Origin of the sequence: Desulfobulbus propionicus DSM 2032, assembly GCF_000186885.1 — a bacterium.
GTDB lineage: Bacteria > Desulfobacterota > Desulfobulbia > Desulfobulbales > Desulfobulbaceae > Desulfobulbus > Desulfobulbus propionicus.
Window position 1 is genome coordinate 604,000 of the sequence record NC_014972.1, and the last position, 21,755, is coordinate 625,754.

The window sequence follows — 21,755 nt, forward strand, 5'->3', positions numbered from 1 at the left end:
TGACCCATGGCGGCCATTATATATGTAAAGGCGGAAAAAGAGAAAGAGGCTTGGCAGGCTTCATCGGGAAAAGATCACCCAAAGACGGGGTCAGCGCATGGTCCGTGCTCAAGATCGACCGTGTTCCGCCAACAGGTAGCGAAGGATATCGGCGTCGGAAACCGGACGGGAAAAGTAATATCCCTGGGCTTCATGGCATCCCATGGCGCCTAGGCCGAGCAATTGTTCTTCGGTTTCCACGCCTTCGGCCACCACATTGAGATGCATCTGTTGGCTGATGGCGATGATGGTGGCGATGATGCCGCTATTGGCGTCGAGATTGTCGACAAATTGCTTGTCGATTTTCAGGGTATTGACCGGCATCTTGTTCAGCGAGCCCAACGACGAGTAGCCGGTTCCAAAATCGTCGATCGAGAAAAGAATGCCGAGTTCTCGCAGCCGGGACATGACCGCGAGCGTGTGCTCGACATCCTTCATTGCCGTGGTTTCGGTGATTTCGAATTCCAGATAGTGAGGGGCGACCTGATAACGGCCGAGCAGGTCCTCGACCAGGTCGACGAAATCGGCGTTATGGAATTGGCGCGGCGAGATGTTGACGCTCACCGGCACGGCGATATCCTGCTCCTTCATGACCACGTGAAAGGCACAAGTCTCTTCCAGGACAAAGAGACAAATATCGTCGATCAGGCTCGATTCCTCGGCGATGGGGATAAAGACGCTGGGGCTGATCAGCTTGCCCCCTTTGTTCCAGCGGATCAGGGCTTCCAGGGATGAAGTCTTGCGGGTGTCGATGTTGACCTTGGGCTGATAATGGACCACAAATTCCCGATGCAGCAGGCCAAAGCGGATACCGTTTTCGGTTCGGAATTTTTCGTAGAGCTCCTGGTGCATGCCCTTGGTGAATAGCACGTAACGGTTTTTTCCCTCGCGCTTGGCCCGGTGCATCGCCATGTCGGCGCTGCGGATCATTTCCATGGCCGTGTCACCATCGTCCGGATACACCGAAATGCCGATGCTCGCGTTCACATAGATCTTTTTGAATTCGAGCAGAAACGGTTTTTTCAATACCGCCTGGATGCGGTTGGCCATCAGGTAGATAAAGGACTCGTTGTCGATCCGTTCCATGAGGAGAATGAATTCATCGCTGCCAAGGCGGCAGAGGGTGTGGGCACCGCCCAGAATCGAGGAAAGCCGTTGGCTGACCTGAAGCAGCAGGTCATCGCCCTGATGGTGTCCGAAGACATCGTTGATGTTTTTGAAATTGTCGAGATCGATGAAAAAGACCGCCATTCGTCCGCCTTGCTGCTTGGCGTCGTGAATGGTCTTGGCCAGTTTGCGCTCCAGGAAGGCGCGGTTAGGCAGGCGGGTGAGGATATCGTGGTAGGCCATGAAGGCGATTTGCTTTTCCCGTTTCTTAAGTTCGCCGATCTCATAGAATGTGGCGAAATAATACAAAATCTGTTTGCGTTCGTTCCGGATGCTATTGATGGTCAACCATTCGGGATAGACGGTACCGTCCTTCTTTTTGTTCCAGATTTCGCCTTCCCAAGAACCTTTGCCGATCAGGCTCTGCCACATTTGGCGAAAAAAATCGGCATCATGCTGGTCTGATTTGAGCATGCTGGGGTTCCGGCCGATGGCCTCGTGCGCCTCGTAGCCGGTGATGGTGGTGAAGGCGTCGTTGACCGCGAGAATCTTGCCGGTTTGGTCGGTGATGAAGATGCCCTCGGTGGCGTTGTCAAAAATGCGCTTGTAGATTTGTAGAAAATTTTCGGCACTTTTGCGAAAGTGAATTTCGGCGTTCAGCTTGTCGTTCGTTTGCTGGAGTTGTTCCACATACTGTTGAAATCGCGAGACGAGGAAGGTCGTTTCACAGCCTCCTTGGTAGTCTGTGCCGTCTTGCTCCGGCAGGTGCAGCTGCATGGCGAAGCGTCGCAGTGGCGCGGCCAGCAGTCGGCTCATGAAAAACGCCACCCCGACGGCCAGCAGGGCCGCTGCCAGGCTGACCAAGACAACCACATTGCGGCTCGACATCAGGCCGGCGTACGCTTCGGCCGTGTAGGTCGTCACGCCGATGATCAGGCCAAACTGGGGGATCCGCCTAAAAAAGAGGATTTTCTCCCGTTCATCCTGTTCACCCGGGTTTTTCCACAAGTACTTGACCATGCGGGTGTTGCCGGTGCCGGCGCGGGCGATGATTTTTTGTATCTGCTCAGCGAATCGTGGTTTGTCTGCATCGCTCAAATGCGGGTGGACGAGAAACTCTCCCTGTTGATTGAGGATGATGGCATAGCCTGAGCGACCATATTTGAAAGCGGCGATGCGCTGTTCGATCACCTTGAAATCGATGATGCTTTGAAACTCTTCACGATAGCAGCAGACGGAAATAATCCAGTCCCACGGTTTGAAATGGACCATGTAGAGGGCTTTGGGACGGAATGTCTTTTCATCCGGATTTTTCCATACGTATTCCATGTATCCGGTTTTTTTTGTTATTTGCTCGGTAATGAAGGACCAGGCCGGGCTGTATGTCTCCATCTTGAGGATGGGTTTTCCTTCCAGGTCACTGTTGGGATGAAATTGGAACACTCCCTGTGAGTTAAGAATGGAGATGTATCCGGATCGTCCGATCTGCTGGGAACGCAAAATGGCGGTTACCGCCATTTTCGCCATATTTTCACTCAATTCCCCGGTCAGCTGTTTTTGATGATAATTTTTGATGATCTCTAGATTTTTCTCAGCGATGGCACGCAGATAACTTTGGATGGAACTGTTGACGGTTAACTCGATCATGTCAACAATCGATGAGCCGGCCGCTTCCATGCCTTCTTCAATCGTGGCGTTGAGTTGAGTGAAGGTAAAGTGCAGAATGAAAGCGAAGATGCCCAACAGCGGTGCGATAAGCAGAAAAATGTTGCCGACAAAGATTTTTTTCCCGATGGACCACTTGCTCAGGAAGCGTGCCAGGTTTGTCGGAGGGTGAGGGGAAATCATGCTGCCGTTCTCTCGCTGTGCGAACAGGAATTGTCGAGTCTCTCGGGTGGGGTGAGACAACGTTTCTCCCTATCCGAATAGGGAAGGGGAGCCACATTTTGAATTTTAATGTAGCGCACTCCTTGTGCGCTGCAAAATCATATTTGCGGCAAGAAAACAGGAGAAGCAGGAGGACTGGTGGAAGGCACCGGTGATCGTGGGGAGCGTTAGCTGAGGCTAAAGTATATTGCCGCTGTAATGCATTGAAAACATGTAATATTTTTTTTATTGTCAAGGGTTTGTTGGCGCAAATCCTTGACAAAAGGCATTTCGCACATTTTAATAGGGACCAATTTTGGCTGCAACCACTCAGAGTGGGCGCTTTTTTGTCTAAAGGACAAACAAGATAAACCCTTGAACAAAGAGGATAATGGTTACAGATAAAAGTCTCGATCCACAATTGTCCCGTCGCTCTTTTCTTTGCAAATCAACACAAATCGCTCTTGGCTTGGGTGTGGTTTCCGTCCCAAGTATCAGTTGCGCCAAGGCGCTGGGCAAGCGGTCCCTGTCCTTTGTTCATACCCGCACCCAGCAGGAATTGACGCTGACTTATGCCTGGGGACAGGCATACAATCCAAGGGCCCTGGCGCAGATCAGCCAATTTCTGCGCGATTACCAAACCGGTCAGACCCATCCCATCGATCCCAAGCTTCTTGATATTCTCTGGGCCATCCAGGGGGAGATGGGGCGAAAGGGGGTCTACGAGGTGATTTCCGGTTTCCGTTCGCCGCAAACGAACCGCAAACTGCGGCGCACCAGCAGTGGCGTGGCTGGTCACAGTCTGCACATGCAAGGCAAGGCCGTCGATATCCGTTTTCCAGGAATCGATACCGACCAAATCCATCAATGCGCTGTTGAAATGCGCACCGGAGGCGTGGGTTATTATGCCAAGGCCGATTTTGTCCACTTGGACTCCGGGCAGTATCGGACTTGGTAGGTGAGTGTGGCCCCGCCCGGGGAACGCGATTGACCTCAAACACGTGGCGGTAGTTCTGAAAACCGTCACGCGGCCTTGATGTGCTCGTTCTTTTTCTCCACAAGACGCGGATCGGGAGAGTATCCTAGCGGGAAAGGCTCCTCGCCAGGGTAAAGACCTCGATTCGCGTCGCGCCTCCCGCCCGTAATACTTTGCTGCACTCGTTTACCGTGCTGCCGGTGGTGAAGACATCGTCGATCAGCAAAACTCGCTTGCCCTGAACCGATGCGGGCATGGAGAGGATGAAGGCATCCTTGAGGTTGGTCCGTCGTTCTTTGCCAGAGAGGTGGGCTTGCGGTGTGGTCGGCCTGCGGCGAAGCAGGAGGCTGGGGGTGATCCTTGTGCGCCACTGTGGAAAACAGCTGCGGGCCACGAGGAGGGACTGGTTGAATCCCCTTGTCCGTAGGCGGCCCGAGTGCAAGGGAACGGGTGCTATAACCTCGGGTTCGGCAAACAGGCGCAGGCATTCGGACCGGCCCGCCAGGGCGCCGAGGGTGGCGAGTCCAGTCAAGCTAGTGCTGAATTTCAACCCAAGAATGAGAGCGGAAACAGGGGGCTGGTAAACAAACAGGGCCCTCGCCAGGTCAAAGGCGTAGCACCCTGTCAGGCAGTCGCCGCAGAGGTGATCGGCGCCGTTGGCAAACGGCAGGCCGCAACCCGGACAAACAGGAGAACTGATCTCGGCAAGCGCGCCCAGGCAGTCGCCGCACAAAAGTGGTGGCTGGGAGGAATCCAGCCGGCGCTCGCATCCCAGGCACGCCGGGGGAAACAGCAGGTCTTGGAGGGCCTTGAAGTAGGAAGGCACCTGCTGTGCCGAACAGTGGTTACATGTTGTTGATGATGGCGCTGCCGAACGCGGAGCAGGAAAGCTCTGTGGCGCCCTCCATCAACCGCGCGAGGTCGTAGGTGACCGTCTTTTTGGAAATCGTTGTTTCCAAGGCCGATTTGATCAGCTCAGCAGCTTCCTTCCACCCGATGTAGTCCAACAGCATGACGCCGGAGAGCAACACGGAGCCGGGATTGACCTTGTCGAGTCCGGCATATTTCGGCGCGGTTCCATGGGTGGCTTCAAACAGGGCGACGCCGTCGCCGATATTGGCGCCGGGCGCCATGCCCAATCCGCCCACCTGTGCGGCGAGGGCGTCGGAGATGTAGTCGCCATTGAGGTTGGGCATGGCGAGCACCGAGTATTCGCTTGGCCGGAGAAGAATTTGCTGGAACATGGCATCGGCAATTCGATCCTTGATGACGATTTTGCCTTCGGGTATCGCCCCGTTAAACTGTTCCCACAGGGCCGTCTCGGTAATGGTCGACTCGCCGAATTCCTCGGCGGCCAATTCGTATCCCCAGTGGCGAAAGGCCCCTTCGGTAAATTTCATGATATTGCCCTTGTGCACCAAGGTCACGGAATTCCGTCCTTCATCCAGGGCATACTGAATCGCTTTGCGCACCAATCGCTTGGTACCGAATTCGGAAATCGGCTTAATACCGATGCCCGAATTGTCACGGATGGATGCCCCCATTTCGTTGCGGAGGAAATCGATCACCCGGTTGGCCTTTTCCGTGCCCGCTTGCCATTCGATACCTGCGTACACGTCCTCAGTGTTTTCCCGAAAAATGACCATGTCGACCAAGCCCGGTTCCTTGACCGGTGAAACCACCCCCTGGTAATAGCGGACCGGACGCACGCAGGCGTAGAGATCGAGCACCTGACGCAGGGTCACGTTGAGGCTACGCATGCCCTCGCCCACAGGGGTCGTCAGGGGACCCTTGATACTGACCGTGTATTTCTTCAAGGCGTCGATCGTCTCCCGCGGCAGCCATTCGCCGGTCACACGAAAGGCCTTTTCTCCGGCCAACACCTCCAGCCATTCGATTTTTCGCGATTGGCCATAACTCTTGGCTACCGCAGCGTCGAGAACCTTCTGGGCAGCGGCCCAGATGTCCGGCCCGGTTCCATCGCCTTCAATGTAAGGAATAATCGGGTTTGCCGGCACGTTCAGGGCGCCATTTGCTTTGAGAGTGATGATGTCTGCAGTCAAAATAGACTCCTTGATAGATGACAAGTCACCGTATATCCGCACGAAGCTGCAACGGTGCATGGAACGCATTACGAAGTGCGGACTATATTCGATTGCACGTCTTCCGTCAATCGTGGCGCATTCGCCCTTGTAATTGCTCGCCGGCGTATTGATTTGGCTGGAGGCGGTTGCACGGTTCATCTTGCTCTTGAGGCCTTTGCCTGCTAAGTAGCTTCTGGAATTTTTGCAAACCTCTTGTGCACCGGTCCAGCGCCGACCCCTTCGAGGCGGGACACGGGCATTTCAACCATTGGTTTCCTGTATGTCGCCACTCCAAGTTGTTCGAAGCCTTTGCACGCTCATCCTCGCGCCGCCCCTGACCTTTATTGTTTCCGCGCTCTCCCTGATCGACCTGAAATGGGTGCGCAAATCGGAAATCAAAGCCCAGATTTTTCCCCGTTACTGGGGAAGGATACTGTGCCGATGTGCCGGGGTGCGAGTCAAGGTGGAAGGTTTTGCGCATATTGATCCGCAGCGCACCTATATTTTTGCCGGCAACCATTGCAGTCAGTATGACATATTTTCATTTCAGGGCTACTTTCCCCATGATTTTCGCTGGATCGCCAAACAAGAACTCTTCCGCATTCCTCTGTTTGGCCAGGCCATGCACCGGGTCGGCTATATCCCCATCGATCGTTCCCGTGGCCGGCAGGCAATGAAGAGTCTGGATGCGGCAGCCGGGCGGATAGCGGCGGGCAGTTCCGTGCTTATTTTTCCCGAGGGGACCAGGAGCGCCGACGGGATGGTACGGGAATTCAAGGCTGGGGCGGTGTTGCTGGCGATCAAGGCCGGGGTGCCCATCGTGCCCCTGGGGTTCAACGGCTCGTATGAAGTGCTGCCCAAAGGCAAACTGTTGCCTCGCAGCGGTACGATCACCATACGTATTGGTGCCCCGATCGACACGGGCCACTACAAAAGCGCGGACAAGCAGACGCTGGCCTTCGAATTGCAAAAGGCTGTCCAGCAGTTGCTCGAAGAGCGCTATGTCCCGGACAATGAGCGCTATCGCGGAGTTGTTCAGGGATGATTTCGATAAACATCGAAAACATAAGAGAGAATTTCTTGCAAAAACAAGTAAACCTGTCATAATGACCACCAATTTGTGAGGTGATCAACCGGAGGTCGTTAATCCGCTGATTATCCCCTCTTTTTTCAGGTGGTTAGCTTGAGTGCCACCTGGCAAAGGCATAGACTCAACCAGGAACTTTTCCCATGCAGTCGACATCAAGAATCCAGCCACCCCCTCTGAGCTTTTCACTCTTGTTCTGCGTTCTGCTATCAGGGCTTTTCGCCTGGCAACCGGGCGTGTGCCTGGCGCTGGAACGCAACACCGTTTTTCTGCCGTTCAAGATCAATGCCCCCGATGCCGCCAACGTGGCAGGGGCGGCCGATAGGGTGCTGTCCCAGGAGGCCATGGCCAAGGGAATGAAGATGGTTCCCCGGGCGCAGGCGGAGAAACTGGTGGATTATTCCGGCCCCTGGCCACCCGCCGCCTCAGTCCTGACTAAGGTCGCGGAATCTGCCGGCACTGACTACGTCGTGGTGGGCAGTCTGAACAAGCTCGGCAATCGAATCAGCGTCGATTGCGCGATCGTCGACGTGCTCACGCCCCAGGCTCCCTACTCGGCCTTTCGGGAAGCAGATTCGCTTGAGGGGTTGGAGAAGGTGACGGGTGAGGTAGTCGGCACCATGCTGGCCTATTCAAATCGCGGGGCCACGGTGGCCTCCATCACGCCGGAAGGCAACGAGCGTATCGACGCCGGCGCCATTTTACAGAAGATATCGACCAAGCCCGGAGATCTCTATGACCCCACCACCCTGCGGGAGGATCTGAAAGCCGTTTTCGCCATGGGCTACTTCGACAATGTCGAGATTGAAGCCAAAGAGAGCGAGGGGGGGAAGAATGTTGTGTTTCGGGTCAAGGAAAAACCGCTGATCGGCAGTGTGGTCATTGTCGGCGCCGAGGAAATCAAGGAAGAGGACGTGCGTGATGCGGCCAGCATCACAGCCAATGCCATCCTCAATCCGGCCAAGGTCAACGAGGCGGTGCAAAAGATCAAGGAGCTTTATAAATCCAAGGGATACTACAACACCGAGGTGGGCGCCAAGATAAGCTACCCTGCCGATGCCAACGCCGAAGTCCGCTTTGATATTCAGGAAGGAGAAAAGATCACCATCGAGAAGATTGCCTTTACCGGCAACACCAGCTTTGATGAGGACGAGTTGGAGGATGCCATTCAGACGGGCACCCATTCTTGGTGGCATTCCTGGTTGACCGACGCCGGAGTGCTCAAAATGGAGGTCCTCAAGCAGGACGCGGAACGGATCAGTACCTTTTACCAGAACCAGGGCTTCCTTGAAGCAAAGGTCGGCGAGCCGATCGTTGAGCAGAAGGACGACGAGCTGTATGTCACCTTTCCCATTGAAGAAGGCCCCCGGTATCAAGTGGGTACCGTTGACATTGAGGGCGACCTGATCAAGAGCAAGGAGGAGTTGGTCGACCTGCTCAAGATCCGCGAGGAAGAATACCTGAACCGCCAAGTACTGCGGGATGATGTCACCCGGCTGACCGATCTGTATGCCGAGCAGGGATATGCCTTTGCCGAGATCAACCCCAAGGTCAACAAATCGGATGCCGCCAAACGGGTCGATGTCCTGTTGCACGTCGACAAGGGCGCCATGGCCTACATCAATAGGGTCGAAATTCAAGGCAACACCCGCACCCGTGACAACGTCATCCGACGCGATCTCAAGGTGCAGGAGGGCGGACGTTTTGATTCCAAAGCCATCCGCACATCCACCCAGAAGCTCAATCGCCTGGGATTCTTTGAGGAAGTCAACGTGACGCCGAAACCGACCCTGATTGAAAATCAGATGGACATTCTGGTCGACGTCAAGGAAAAATCCACTGGTCAATTCAGCATCGGCGCCGGTTATTCGTCGTCGGAAAATGTTCTGTTCATGGGAGAGATCTCCGAGGACAATATTTTCGGTACCGGCAACAAGCTGTCCCTTGCCGCCAGTACCAGCAGCAAGAGCACCAAGTACAACATGAATTTCACCAATCCCCGGCTCTACGATTCCCAGGTTTCGGGGAGCATCGATCTGTTCAACTGGGAGCGGGAGTACGACGATTTCACCAAGGATTCCACCGGTTCCACCCTGCGGCTCGGCCATCCGCTGTTCGAGGAATGGCGTATCTATTACGGGTACACCATTTCCGACACCGACATCACTGATATCGACGACGACGTCTCGGAATATATCAAACGTTCCGCGGACATCCATCTCACCAGCATGGCGGAGCTTTCCTTGGTCCGTGACACCCGCGACAAAATCTTTTCGCCGACCAAGGGATCGCGCAACAGCATCAGCGTCGATTATGCCGGCGGCCCGCTGGGCGGCGATGCCCAGTTCACGAAAGTAGAGGGAGCGTCCTCCTGGTACTTTCCATTGTTCTGGAGCACCGTTTTCCACGTGAAAGGTGCGGCTGGCCAAGCCTTTGAAAACGAAGACGGCAAATTGCCGGTGTATGAACATTTCTTCCTTGGCGGCATGAACTCCATTCGTGGTTTTGATTCCGCCTCCATCAGTCCGCGCGACCCGAAAACGGATGACAAGATTGGTGGCGACAAAATGTGGTACGGTACCGTTTCGATCATCTTCCCCTTGGTTAAAGATCTGGGTATGGATGGCGAAATCTTTCATGACTTCGGTAATGTATACGATGTCGACGACAATTGGGATTTCAGCGATTATAAGAAAACCGCCGGTGTTGGCATCCTCTGGGCCTCTCCGTTGGGACCGCTCAGACTGGCCTGGGGCTTCAATCTGGACAAGCAAGATGACGAAGACAGCTCGAATTGGGACTTCAGCATGGGCGGCACCTTCTGATCGTTCCAGATCTCGTCTGATCTGACCGCTGTTCATGCAGTCGATGCTCGCGAGACTGCGTGACAGCAGTTCTCCCCCCGATATTGTCGGTCTTCACGGTGCTTCCACTGCCCTGCTGCTTGCCAGGGCAGTGGAAACCCTCCAGCACACAGTCTGTTGCATCCTCCCCGCTGATGAGCAGCTCGAGCCGTTAGCGCAGGATATTGCTTTTTTCTCCAATGTTCGGGTATTGCTGTATCCGAGCTTCGAAATTCCTCCGTACACCCCACTTTCCCCCGATCCAGCCACGGTTTGCGGCCGTTTGGCCACCTTGTATTTGTTACGGGAAGACCTTTCCCCCTGCATTGTATTGACCTCGGCAGAGGCCGTGCTCAGGCGGGTTCTGCCAGCCGCCGTACTGAACGCTCACTGTGAGCTGGTCATGACTGGCGAGGAAACGGATCGAGAGGCGCTCATCGGCTCGTTGATCGCCGCAGGCTACCAGCAGTGCGACATGGTTCGCCAGGAAGGGGATTTGGCCCTGCGCGGCGGAATCGTCGATGTGTATCCACCCACCCTTGATCCTGCCGCCAATGGTCCCTTGCGGCTTGATTTTTTTGGGGACACGGTTGAATCCATCCGTCTTTTTGATCCACTGTCCCAGCGTTCGCGGCAAGAGCTGAGGGAAGCGATTCTGTTGCCCGCATCAGATCTGCTGTTCCCTCGTACCGATCAGCGTGCCCCTCTGTTGCAGCGACTCGAAGCCGTTGCCGATCAGTATCAATGGGCGTCCGCCGAGGTGCGCGTCCTACGGGAGCGTCTTGCCACCGGCCAACGCTTCCCGGGCATTGAATTCATGCTGCCGCTCATCTATGGTGGCAAAGATGGGGTGCAAACCCTGTTCGACTACCTGCCGCCGACCGCTTCGCTCATGGTGTACGATCCAGCCGCGGTCGGGCAGCGGGTGCAGCTGGTTCATGACCGGATTGCCGCCAATTATCGCGAGGCCGTGGAACGGCAGCTTCCCGCTTTGCCGCCGGAGGCACTGTTTGTGGGAGAACACGAGCTGCACACGGCCACCCGGGAACGTCTGCGTGCCCGCATTCTCCCGATCCCGGATCCGGACAACCCCTCCGCCACGCTGACTGTGCAGACAGGTGACCACAGCCTATTGGTCCAGGAGATCGAACTGCAGCGGAAAAAGCGGGGCCTGCTGGCGCCACTTGCCGATCGCATTCTCAAATGGCAGCAGGACCAGGATCGCATCGTCCTCGCCTGCCGATCAGCTCGTCAGGCCGAACATCTCCGGGAAATGCTCGGCAATTACCAACTCAAGGTCTCCCTGCTGACCCCGCCGTTCGCTCCTGCCGCCCTGATCGACGACGATCAGGTCTATTGTTACGAACACCCCCTGTCCAGGGGATTCGATTTTCCCGCTGAAAAGATTCATTTCCTCTCAGCTCTTGAGCTGTTCGGTGAAAAACGATTGCGCACCGGCCGTCAGCGCACACGAGGTCGCGACCAAGGCCAACCTGTTCAGATCGAGCAGCTTGCCGAAGGGGATGTGGTGGTCCATCGCGATCACGGGATCGGTGTGTTTCAAGGGTTGGTCAATATGGAGATTTCCGGCCAGCGGGGAGATTTCCTGCAGATTGCCTTCCGTGACGACGACAAGCTCTATGTCCCGGTGGACCGGCTCCATTGGGTGAGCCGCTATCAGGGGCTCACCGATCAACAGCCCAAACTAGACAGTCTCGGATCGCAGCGGTGGCAGACAACCAAAAAGAAGGTCACCGAGGCGGTGTGGAAGATTGCCCAGGAACTCCTGGAGATCTACGCGCAACGGGCCATGCGCCAGGGACATCGCTTTTCGCCCCCTGGTGATCTCTATCGGCAGCTGGAAGAATCCTTTCCTTATGATGAAACTAAGGGACAGGCCAAAGCCATTGATGAGGTCATCGATGATCTGACCCATGAGCAGCCCATGGATCGTCTCATTTGCGGCGACGTCGGCTACGGCAAGACCGAAGTGGCGGCGCGGGCGGCCTTCAAGGTGATCGAGGACGGCTATCAGGTGGCGATCCTGGTACCGACCACGGTGCTGGCCGAACAGCACGCCGCCACCTTTCGTGAACGTTTCGCTTCCTTTCCAGTGGAGATCGCCTGCCTCAATCGCTTCCGCACCGTCCGCCAGCAAAAGGAGATCGTCGCGCAGCTGGGCGCCGGCAACATTGACCTGGTGGTGGGCACCCACCGGCTGCTGTCCAAGGATGTCCAATTCAAGAAGCTCGGGTTGCTGATTGTCGACGAGGAGCATCGGTTTGGTGTGGCCCACAAGGAGCGGATCAAGAAATTCAAGGCCACGGTCGATGTCCTGACGCTTACCGCCACCCCCATCCCCCGCACCCTGCAAATGTCCCTGTTGGGTATTCGTGATCTTTCTGTGATCTCTACACCGCCGCAGCAACGACGTTCGGTCAAAACGTTCCTGGCCCGCTACGATCAATTGGTGATCAGGGAGGCGGTTTTGCGCGAACTGGAACGGGGGGGGCAACTCTTTTTTGTCCATAACCGAGTGCAATCCATTCATCGGATGGCTGACACCATCGCCGCCCAGGTGCCACAGGCGCGCATTGGTGTGGCCCATGGACAGATGGCTGGGCCGCAGTTGGAGGACGTCATGGTCCGATTCATCAACCATGAACTCGATATCCTGGTCTGCACCACCATCATCGAATCCGGTCTGGATATTCCCAATGCCAACACCATCGTCATCAATCGAGCCGATCATCTTGGCCTGGCCGACATCTACCAGTTGCGGGGCAGGGTAGGCCGGGCGGCGCGGCAGGCCTACGCCTATCTGCTGGTCTCCTCGCTCGATCACCTGACGCCGGATGCGCAGCAGCGATTGCGAGCTCTCATGGACTGCTCCGAACTGGGGGGCGGGTTCAAATTGGCGATGAACGACCTGCAGATCCGGGGAGGCGGCAATCTGCTCGGTGTTTCCCAATCCGGCCATATTGCCGCTGTCGGCTACGATCTCTACCTTGAGCTGTTGCAGTCAACGGTGGCTGATTTGAAACGCCGGGCACGGGAAGGGCAAGAGACGGTGGCCCGCGAGGAGATCGACCCGGAAATCAAGCTCAAGGTGGCGGCATACCTCCCCGATCATTACATCCAGGAGACCAGCCAGCGCTACCATGCCTACCGTCGGATTTCCCTCGCCGGCAATGGCACGAGTGAAGAGTTGACGGCAATCGAGGAGGAACTGGTTGATCGCTATGGCCCCTTGCCGCGGGAGGCCGCCACCCTGCTGGCGGTGATCGGCCTGAAACAGCAGTTGCGAGTTCTGGGTATCCAGAAGCTGGAGCAGGGGCCGGAGTCGCTGATTTTTTCTTTTGTGGCCAATCCTCCCATCGATTCCGCGCGGATTCTGGCGCTGATCCAGCAAAAACCGGGGCGAAAAAGAACGGCTCAGTCTATCCGGCTCACCCCCGATCAACGGCTGATTGTCCCCTTTTCCGCGCAAGAGGACCTTTTTCGTCACATTCAGACCATCATTCATTCCTTGCAGGGACCGACATCATGAAGACCACCCCTCTGTATTGTGAGAAAATTTTCCCCGTTTTTCCTTGGAAGCAGATTGATACCGTGCTGCTCGACATGGATGGCACCCTGCTGGACAAACACTTTGACGATTACTTCTGGGAACAGTATCTCCCCGAACATTACAGCCTGCTGCACGACATTTCGGTGGAAGAGGCCAAGGCGCATCTGCTGGCCCGCTATCATCAGGTCAAAGATACCCTCGACTGGTCGGATCTTGATTTTTGGTCTCGTGAGTTGGACATGGATGTGCAGGAGTTGAAGTTGCGAATTAACCATCTCATTGGCGTGCACCCCTATGTCGTTGAATTTCTCGAATATTGCCTGAAGATCCGTAAGCGGCTCTACCTGATCACCAATGCCCATTCCAGCACCTTGTCGATCAAGCTGCAGAAAACAGCGATTGGCCCTTGGTTTGATCGGATTGTGTGCGCCGCAGAGGTGGGACTGGCCAAGGAAGACCCGCAATTTTGGCAGCGGCTAGAAGAAATGCTCCAGTTCGACAAAAGACGGACGCTGTTGGTCGATGACACGGAAAAGGTGCTATTTGCCGCTCAAAGCCATGGCCTTGGGTTTCTCCTGTTTGTTGCTCGCCCGAGCAGCCGCCAGCGGGTTCAGTATTCCTGCAACTTTCCCTCGATCGTCTATTTCAAGGAATTGCTGCCCCAATAGAGATCGTCGCCGTTACACCTACACAAAAAAGCCATCCCGCCTCTGCGGCGGGATGGCTTTTTTGTGTGCGAGAAAAACAGGGACGGTCAGATGTGGTTCAGGCCTTTTTCTTGGCCTTGGCACTGCTCGTCCCTTTCTTTTTCAGCCCTTCCAGCTCATTGTGCAGGGCCTCGATGGAGTCGGTCAACGGTTTGGGGTCAAACTCCCCCTTTTGCTCCAATTTTTCCAGGCGAGCGGGCACGTCGCCGAGGAACTTTTCCGGAGTGATGGCCTGCAACTGCTGAACAGTCGCGTTGAGTTTGCCTTCCAAGGTGGCCACATGGTCCTTGACCGTTCCGAGCATCTGGCCGGAAGCAGCGATTTCAGTGGCAATGGACTCCAATTGGCCGGCGGCGGCAAATTCGCTGCTTTTTGCCTCCAGGGATTGCATCTTGGTGTTGAGAGCGGTGAACTGCTCGTTCAGGGTCTGCTGATTGTCGGCTACCTTTTTCACCTCAGCGGCAATAATGGTCTGCAACTCATCCTTGAGCACGATGGGGTCGGCGACCGGGGCGCAGGTTGCCTCCCTGCACTGGAAAGAGCCGATAAAGGAAAAAACAGGACGGAGGAGTTCACCAACGGAAACCTTGAGGGCCGCGTACATGGCCGAGGATGTTTCCTTGTTCACCAGCGAGACGGCAAAAAGGAAGATGCCAATGAGAAAAGCGATACACACGGTGAGGCCGATCACCATGGCTATGGACCATTGAACCAGACGAAAAGCACCGATGATGATCTGGCCAACGGAGTTGAGCACCCCTCCCTCGGGTGAAGCACTGGTCAGATAGGCCAGCAAGACAAAAACAAGAAGTACAACCGCCGATTTGACAAGCGGCGCACGCATCATATTCGTTTTCATAATCTACTCCTCCCTTGGGAAATTCGCTGTCCAGCTCCAAATGATCAAGATGTACGCATTGGGGAAAAGGGTTCCTGCCAGCATGCGTGTATCGGTTAATTCTGTGTGGTTTTAGTGTATTTGTTTTGGAACGGCAAGGGAAAATGTACAGTTGCGGCGACGCAAGTTTTTCCCTTGGTTTCATTCATAAATTGCTTGCGCCTGTTCCTTCTTCCCGTAGGGCGCCGCGGCAGGCTCGGCGAGCGTCCGCCGAATCTCGTCAAAATCCGAGGCCGTTTGGACGAGGGCCTCGACAATGGCCGGATCAAACCGTTGGCCCGCCATGCTGACGATGTGCTGCACCGCCTCCTGATGCGAAAGCCGCTGGGACGGATCAAGGGTTGCGGTGAGCTCCTCATAGGTGTCGGTCACGGCCATGATGCGGGCTTCCAGAGGGATGTCGCCGCCACGAAGTCCATGGGGATACCCCTGGCCATCCCAACGTTCATGATGGAAGTAGGCGATATTTTTGGCCAGCGATAAAAATAGGCTACCCTTGGCCTCCTCTTCCATGGCTTTGATCAGGTCGCCGCCTTTGCGGGGATGCTGACGCAACACGGCTTCTTCCTCCGCCGTGAGCCTGGTGCTGTTCTTGAGAATCCTGTCGGGGATGGCCACCTTGCCGATGTCGTGCAGGATGGCGCCCTGATAGAGGCTGTGCATATAGGTCGGGGTGATGCTGCTGTCGTAGGGCGGATGACGCGCGAGTTCCGCGGCCAGGATACGGCAATATTCGCGAATTCGTTCAAGATGATTGCCCGGCGTCACATCCCGGTATTCCGAAAGGTTGGCCAAGGCGAGAATGGCCGCATTTTCCATCTGTTTGATTTTGTCGAGTGACACAAGCAGATTCTGTTCCAACTCCTTGCGGATGCCGATATCGCGGAGAACCAACTGCAGGCCAAGGTGATCGTCACCACGCAGCAACAGGGCGCCGCTGATTTCCATCTCTAGGGGGCCCCCTTGATAAGATTGCAGGGTGATGTGCCAAGCGGAAATCGGTTTGCCCTGAATAAGCGGGGCAAACAGTTCGCTTGCTACCCGGTGCCGGTCTTCGGGAAGAACCGCGTCATAAAAGGATGCGCCCTCCGGCGGTTTCCCTCCGTAAAAATGGCGCTGGTAGGAGCGGTTCGCCTGGAGCAGATCCCCTTGCTCGCTGACCAGAATCACGTCGTCGGCAATGGCTTGATAGAGAATCATGTAGCGCTGTTCCGTGGCCTGCTGTTCGGCGGTTCTTCGCTTGACTTCCCGTTCCAGATGGTCGGCTTGCCGTTGCAGCTGATCGGCGGCTTCGTGTTCTGCCCGCCGCAACCGGTATTCCCGGCTCCGGGCCGTGGTGTCGGCCCAGCTCTGGGTGGCGGCGATGAACACGAAGCAGGTCATGAAAAACAGGTTGCTGAACAAACTTAGCCACTGGTATTCGCTCAGCGACTCCAGCAAGGAGACGGAAACGAGATAGATGCAGATCAGGGCGAAACCGCTGATCAGGGTCTGGGCAACGGTGAGCGGCGCCAGAGCGGTGTAGATGGTCATGGCGACGATCAGGCCGACGTAATAGGAGGAGGTCACGCCGCCCAGGCGATGCACGGTGAGGAGGATGACGGTACCGGCACAGAGATAGCCGGCAAAACCAATGGCCCAGGCCAGGCGGTGGTGGCGGTCGAAAAAGTTGGCCACCAGCAGAAGACCGACAAAACCGACGGCACACAGCCGGTAACGGAGAAACTCGAAGAAATGCTCGGTGATCAGCAGATAATCGAGCAGGGTGAAAAGCAGCATGACGCCCATGCCCACCCCCAGAATCAAGTAGACCCGCTGGTGGTGCAGCTGTTGTGACTCCTGCTCAAACTGGTGATCAGCGTTGCGCATGCGAAGCCCTGCTTTCACGATGTCCGTGCCCTGTCACGGGTCAGTCGGGTGCCGGCACTTTTGAACTCCTGTTCCCTCCTCAAGAAGGCCTCCACGATGACCGGATCGAAGCGCCGGCCGCTTTCCTCGGCAATCAGTCGGCGGGCCTGCTCATGGGGATAGGCGGGTTTGTAGGGCCTGGTCGAGGTCAGGGCATCATAGACATCGGCCAGGGCGATGATGCGGGCCGAAAGCGGTATGGCTTCTCCGGCCAGGCCGTATGGATAGCCCCTTCCATCCCAGCGTTCATGATGATAGCGGGTGATTTCCTGGCCAAGGCGGAGAAAGGAGAGACTTTCCGAGCCTTTCTCCGCCGATGCCAGGGCGTTGCTGCCGTAGGTGCAATGCCGTTGCATGGTCTCGTATTCCTCGGCGGTCAATCGGCCCGGTTTCAGCAGGATGGCATCGGAAATTCCTATTTTGCCGATGTCGTGGAGCAGGGAGGAGAGGCAGAGATCGTCGATGAAATGTTCGGTGATGACCGACTGCAGTTCCGGGACGGTGGCGAGCTCGACCGCCAGAATTCGGGTGTAGGCACGGATGCGGAGCAGGTGGGCACCGGTGGTGTCGTCCCGGCATTCGGCCAGGCGCGCCAATCCGAAGATGGCCGCCTGCCGCGAGGTGTCGAGCAGCTGCTTGGATTCCAGGACCCGTGTTTCCATCTCCTTGGTCAGGCTGATGTCGCGGATAATCAATTGACAGCATTCTCCATGTTCTGGAAGATGGACCGTGTTGCCACTCAGTTCGACTTCGAGGGGGCGGCCCCGATAGGTCAGCATCTGCATCTGCACCCCCTTGATCCGTTCGCCCCGGCGTATGCGGGTGAGCACGTCGCCATGGAACAGCTCCCGCTCGTGCGGGGGGAGGAAATCGGAAAAGGGCCTGTTTTCCAGCAGCTGCGACGAGCATTCAAGCAGGTCGGCGCCATGCGGGTTGATCATGCGGATCATGCCGTGCATGTCGATCAGGACCACCAGATCGAGGAGGTTGTTGTAGAGGTCGCGGAATTTGAGATCCGATTCTTCCAACAGGGCCAGCCGCTCCCGCACCAGCGATTCGAGATTGCCGGTATAGCGCTTGAGTTCGCGGCTGATGGTTTGCAAACTCTTTTGTGCCCGCAGCGAGCGCAGTTGGGTGTGGAATTCGTCAAAACACTGCACCGTGGTGACGATGACAAGGGTAAAGAAAAAAAAGCTGTTGTTGATCACATACATCAGTTCCGGCCGGTCAAGCGGCCGGTCATTGACGTAGACGGTGAGCGCATACACCAGATACATGGACGCGCCGAGCCGCAGGGCCTGGGCGACCGTCAGCGGCAGCACGGAAAAGGCCCCGGCAATCATCAACAGGATGCCGACGTAATAGCCCGAGGCGAAGCCTCCCAACTTGACGGTCATCAGGGAAATGACCAGGGTGCCGAGCAGCATGACGGCGAACATGATGGCCGGGGTGTGGCGTCTGATGGGGGGCAGATGGAGGATGGCCAGCAGGCCGAGCATGATCAGCACATAGCTGAGGCGATAGAACAAAAAGAGCGGAAAAAAAGAGCGGGCATGGACGTAATCGAGCAGGGCAAAGAGGGAGAAGAACACCACCCCCAACCACAGGCAGATACGGGTGCGCTGATAGAAGAGTTCCTCCATCTCCTCATGCACCGGTACGGCTTGGGTACCGGTTGTCGAGGGTTTTTTGCGCATCACTCCTTGGTCGCCATGGCAAAGAGGTTGACGCCGGCCTGTTCCACCAGGATTTCCACCCGATCGCCAAAGGGGGTCGATGCGAACAGCGCGCGCAGATCGTCACTGGTGCGGTAGATCAGCTCCCATTTGAGCAGCTTGTCGAGGAACAGGCAGTCGGGATAGAAGGTGAAGTTGCCGAGCAGCAGGGTGCCGCCTGGCTTGAGATGGCGGTGGCACTGGTTGATCAGGGCGCGGAACAGGCGTGGGTCGAGATAATCGCACAGTCCGGCCGAATAGATGATGTCCAGCGGCTCGATGTGGTGCTTGGCCCGGCCCAGGGCCCATTTGATCACGTTTTCGCTCATCAGCCGGATGGAGGCGCGGTGAGGGAAAATGTTGACATGCTGGTTGGTGTACTGCAACGCCTCGGAGTCGATGTCGACGCACAGGGCCTCGATGGTCTCGCTGTACTCGCACTCGGCGAGGAAATCAAACAGCTCCCGGTTGGGTCCGCAGGCCAGGTTCATGATTCGGGTGATGCCGCCCCGCGCGGCAATGGCGCCGCTGAGGCGCATCAGCTGTTCCTTGAGCAGGATGCGCCGACCGCGGATGGCCAGCGAGCCGGGCCGCTGGAGGCAGAAGTCGTCGATGATTTCGCCGAGCTTGCCATCCCCCTTGGGAATGTTGGCATAGATGTGCTCCATCATGAGGAAATCGCCGGCATAGCCCTTGGGCTTGAAGTAGGCGCGTTCGGCAAAGCGGCTGCGCATCAGATAGGGGAAGATCTCCTTGAACACATACCCCCACATTACCTCGTCATAGCCGCTGCCGGTCATGGTCTGCTCGAATTCGGCCAGCGAGCCATTGAGCTCGCCCATGACCGCGATGCAGCGGGCCTCGCTGTCCGGGTCGCGTTTCCCCTCGGCCTCGGTCTTTTGCAACCGGTGGGAAAGATTGAACAGCTCGGATTTGAATCCCTCCATCCGGCTGCTGATCGTGTGCCATCGGGAGGAGTGGGTCAGCGGCGGGGGCAACGGCTTGGCCTCGGTGTAGCGGCTGGCGTGGCGGGTGGAGAGCGATTCGGCATACCCGGCGATCGGCTCCCGTTCCCCGGCGATCCGGCGGAATTTGCCGCAGATTTTCTGGGTGAGGAAGACGATGAAATCGGTGAACAGCCCGGGATTGCCGGCCCGCAGGCTGTCCATGACCGCGCCGTCGAAGATGGCGACCCGGGCCTCGCCCACCGCCTGGATGTCACGAACCCGCGATTCGCCGTCGAAATAGCCGATTTCGCCGAAAAATTCCCCGGAACCGATCAGGGCCACGGTGATGCGGGTATCGGATCGGTCGGTATAGCTGACCTCCACCGAGCCGCTGGCCAGGTAATAAAAGGCGTTGGTCGTCGTGCCCGGCGACAGGATCGGCTCGCCAGCGGCAAAGTCGCGCACCGTGGCAAAAGCGAGCACGGCATCGAGCAAGGGAGGGGTTTGGACGTCCGGTGCGGCGGTCGAGGTGTGGGCAAGGTGTGTCATGACAAGGTCCTCGCAAGAGGTGGGGATGGCCGCCGGCTAAACGGGCGGAGGGAATGCTGGGCAGAATGGCTCAAAACGAGGCGATCACGCCGACGGTCACTGCATGGGCTCCGCCGTCGGTGAAGGTGCCGTCAATGCCGGAGGCGTTCGTGACCGATCGGGTGCGGGTACGATGGTACATGTACGACATCCCCAGTTCCATGGCCGGCGAATAGCGGTAGCGCAGACCGGCGCAATAGACCGTCGCGTCGGTGTCCGGCAATTCAAAGCCCAAGGTTTCGCTGGGCACGGGCGTTTCATCGTAGGCAAAGCCCAGGGTGGTGGTCCAGCGGTCATTCCATGTATAGGTCAGACCGAGCCGATAGGCGTCGGTGTCCTGCCAATTCTTGGCCACGGCACGATCAAAGACGTCGAAAGCGGTTCCGAGAAAATCCTGTCCGTACTGAAAATCCAGCTGCGCAAACGACGACCAAAAGGTCCGGTCCCATCCCAGTTCCACGGTCAACCGCTCAAAGGTGTAGGCTGTGGCCAGGCTGAACACGGCCGGCAGGGTGACGCCGATGGCCGAGGAGCCGGAATAGGGGGAAAGCGATGTTGCCTCCAGCAGGGCCCTGAGCTGGCCGTCACCCGAGAGGTTGAGATCGACCTCCGATCTGTAGGTGGCGGCAATGGTCCATTGTTCGACCGGCCGGAGGGAGAGGGCGAGATTGTAGCCCAGTTGGGTGTCGCTGCCGTCGGACGAGCGGCTGAGGGTGGTCAGGGGGGCGATTTGCGCCAGCGGCGGATTGAGCAACTCGCTTTCCACCTCGCCTTTGCCGTAGATGACGCTCAGACCGCCACCAATGCTCAGCCACGGACGCACCTGGTAGGCGACCGTCGGGTTGGCCTCGACGATCAAGAGGGAAAATTCCTCGGCGCTGGCCTGGGGAAAGGGCTGATTCCAGCGCTTGGACAGGCCATAGGGATAGGTGAGCGAAAACCCGAAGCGCAGATCGTTGTATTGCGGCGACGCGGCATGGATCAGCGGCATGAAGAACAGCTCGTCCTCCGACGACCCGTTGAATGTCGAGCTGCGGTGGTCCGAGTAGGTGATCGACGGCAGGTGCAGGGCGGTCAAGCTGGTTTCCGCTTGCCATTGATCGGCCAGCCACGCCATGTTGGCCGGATTGTAGTAGCTGGAATCCGGTCCGGGCGTATGGGCGATGTGGGCACCCGCCAACCCCACGGCGCCGAGGGATTGGTTGGTGATGCGAAAACCCGAGGCTTCGGCCGTCCCTTGCAGGGCGGCCAGCGTCAGCACCAGGCCGTGGGCAACGGCCCCGGGCCAAAGCCGACGCGGCAAGGACTTCCCGTGTGGTGTCATGGCGGATCTCCCGAGAAAACCGGTTGTTCTTCCGGATCAGTCTCCGACTCAAGGTTAATAGCAATTGAATTATAGCATTGATTTGAAAAAGTAAA

The 21,755-nt window shown here is 56.9% G+C and carries 13 protein-coding genes; 5 read left to right on the forward strand and 8 right to left on the reverse strand.

Annotation, left to right across the window (positions count from 1 at the left end; translation table 11 throughout):
• Positions 1 to 108: 108 nt before the first annotated feature.
• Positions 109 to 2,994 (reverse strand): bifunctional diguanylate cyclase/phosphodiesterase, encoded by a 2,886-nt coding sequence (locus DESPR_RS16965; RefSeq protein WP_015723292.1) that lies wholly within the window; start codon positions 2,992 to 2,994, stop codon positions 109 to 111.
• Between the two features lie 493 nt (positions 2,995 to 3,487).
• Between DESPR_RS16965 and DESPR_RS02790 the strand changes: the two genes are divergently transcribed.
• On the forward strand, positions 3,488 to 3,970 hold the full coding sequence (locus tag DESPR_RS02790; protein WP_245529477.1) for a YcbK family protein: 483 nt from the start codon (positions 3,488 to 3,490) through the stop codon (positions 3,968 to 3,970).
• A gap of 124 nt (positions 3,971 to 4,094) precedes the next feature.
• Here the strand turns inward: DESPR_RS02790 and DESPR_RS02795 are convergent, their stop codons facing one another.
• Positions 4,095 to 4,814, reverse strand: coding sequence for a ComF family protein (locus DESPR_RS02795; protein WP_015723294.1), 720 nt, complete (start codon positions 4,812 to 4,814; stop codon positions 4,095 to 4,097).
• Between the two features lie 19 nt (positions 4,815 to 4,833).
• The gene (icd, locus tag DESPR_RS02800; protein WP_043769591.1) at positions 4,834 to 6,051 is read right to left on the reverse strand and encodes an isocitrate dehydrogenase (NADP(+)); all 1,218 of its coding nucleotides are present in this window, start codon (positions 6,049 to 6,051) and stop codon (positions 4,834 to 4,836) included.
• Between the two features lie 301 nt (positions 6,052 to 6,352).
• Here icd and DESPR_RS02805 point away from each other — a divergent pair, with 301 nt between their 5' ends.
• From DESPR_RS02805 to DESPR_RS02820, 4 genes are all read left to right on the forward strand, one after another.
• Positions 6,353 to 7,117 carry a lysophospholipid acyltransferase family protein gene (locus tag DESPR_RS02805; RefSeq protein WP_015723296.1) on the forward strand — a complete coding sequence of 255 codons (765 nt, stop codon included), beginning with the start codon at positions 6,353 to 6,355 and terminating at the stop codon, positions 7,115 to 7,117.
• 278 nt (positions 7,118 to 7,395) lie between these two features.
• Positions 7,396 to 9,984: an outer membrane protein assembly factor BamA gene (gene bamA, locus DESPR_RS02810; protein WP_245529478.1), complete on the forward strand. Its 2,589-nt coding sequence runs from the start codon at positions 7,396 to 7,398 to the stop codon at positions 9,982 to 9,984.
• Positions 9,985 to 10,018: 34 nt separating this feature from the next.
• Positions 10,019 to 13,552, forward strand: coding sequence for a transcription-repair coupling factor (mfd, locus tag DESPR_RS02815; RefSeq protein WP_015723298.1), 3,534 nt, complete (start codon positions 10,019 to 10,021; stop codon positions 13,550 to 13,552).
• Positions 13,549 to 14,241, forward strand: a complete 693-nt coding sequence (locus tag DESPR_RS02820) for an HAD-IA family hydrolase (RefSeq protein ID WP_015723299.1) — start codon at positions 13,549 to 13,551, stop codon at positions 14,239 to 14,241. Before mfd ends, DESPR_RS02820 begins: the two co-directional genes overlap by 4 nt.
• A gap of 97 nt (positions 14,242 to 14,338) precedes the next feature.
• On the opposite strand, the gene DESPR_RS02825 is transcribed toward DESPR_RS02820, so the two are convergent.
• The 5 genes from DESPR_RS02825 to DESPR_RS02845 all read right to left on the reverse strand — a co-directional run bounded on the left by DESPR_RS02825 (position 14,339) and on the right by DESPR_RS02845 (position 21,660).
• Positions 14,339 to 15,139, reverse strand: coding sequence for an AAA family ATPase (locus tag DESPR_RS02825; RefSeq protein WP_015723300.1), 801 nt, complete (start codon positions 15,137 to 15,139; stop codon positions 14,339 to 14,341).
• Positions 15,140 to 15,319: 180 nt separating this feature from the next.
• Positions 15,320 to 17,047, reverse strand: a complete 1,728-nt coding sequence (locus tag DESPR_RS16970; protein WP_015723301.1) for an HD domain-containing phosphohydrolase — start codon at positions 17,045 to 17,047, stop codon at positions 15,320 to 15,322.
• A 14-nt stretch (positions 17,048 to 17,061) separates the two neighbouring features.
• Positions 17,062 to 18,783 carry an HD domain-containing phosphohydrolase gene (locus tag DESPR_RS16975; protein WP_015723302.1) on the reverse strand — a complete coding sequence of 574 codons (1,722 nt, stop codon included), beginning with the start codon at positions 18,781 to 18,783 and terminating at the stop codon, positions 17,062 to 17,064.
• Positions 18,783 to 20,297 (reverse strand): cyclic nucleotide-binding domain-containing protein, encoded by a 1,515-nt coding sequence (locus DESPR_RS02840; protein WP_015723303.1) that lies wholly within the window; start codon positions 20,295 to 20,297, stop codon positions 18,783 to 18,785. Before DESPR_RS02840 ends, DESPR_RS16975 begins: the two co-directional genes overlap by 1 nt.
• Positions 20,298 to 20,367: 70 nt before the next feature.
• Positions 20,368 to 21,660, reverse strand: a complete 1,293-nt coding sequence (locus DESPR_RS02845; RefSeq protein WP_015723304.1) for an OmpP1/FadL family transporter — start codon at positions 21,658 to 21,660, stop codon at positions 20,368 to 20,370.
• Between the last annotated feature and the right edge of the window lie 95 nt (positions 21,661 to 21,755).